The sequence below is a fragment of the Yersinia sp. 1252 StPb PI genome (genome assembly GCF_048593885.1).
In the GTDB taxonomy this organism is placed as follows: domain Bacteria; phylum Pseudomonadota; class Gammaproteobacteria; order Enterobacterales; family Enterobacteriaceae; genus Yersinia; species Yersinia enterocolitica_E.
In genome coordinates, this window is the sequence record NZ_JAZGQE010000480.1 from 1 (window position 1) to 489 (window position 489).

A 489-nucleotide genomic window follows, 5' to 3' on the forward strand; every position below is an offset into this window, starting at 1 on the left:
TAACTCAAGTAAAGAGTACATTTTTATGCGCTGCATGATAACTATATCTGACCACAATAATTTTTTTTCGTATGGGTTGTATCATTTATTTAAGAGCCACCTTAAAGTTTGTTTATTGGTTAAGACTACGAGCCTTGACAATGAAACTGATGATGGCTTTATCGCTATATCCTTTTGTGAGAATGCCAGCGTTACTCTTAAAATTAGAGACAAAAAACATATGGCAAAAGAACTGGCTTCGGAAGTTGTAATTTTTAGGAATGACAGCATTAATCAATTAAGCCGTAAAGTTGAATGTATAATCGCCAATATGCTAAAGCATGGTCACGGGCATGATGTTATCTATAATGATCGTGGGGTGATTAAATTAACGTCAACTCAAATAAAAATTTGCAAATTTTTTTATGATGGGATTACCACTAAGACTGCTTCTCTTTTGCTGAATCTAAGTGAGAAAACCATTAGCACTCACAAACGAAATGTTATGAG

1 protein-coding gene is annotated in these 489 nt (G+C 33.7%); it reads left to right on the forward strand.

Going from position 1 to position 489, the window contains the following annotated elements; translation table 11 throughout:
* Positions 1–115 precede the first annotated feature (115 nt).
* Positions 116–489: helix-turn-helix transcriptional regulator (locus tag V2A85_RS24420; RefSeq protein WP_420072652.1), on the forward strand; the 374-nt coding region annotated here is incomplete at its 3' end.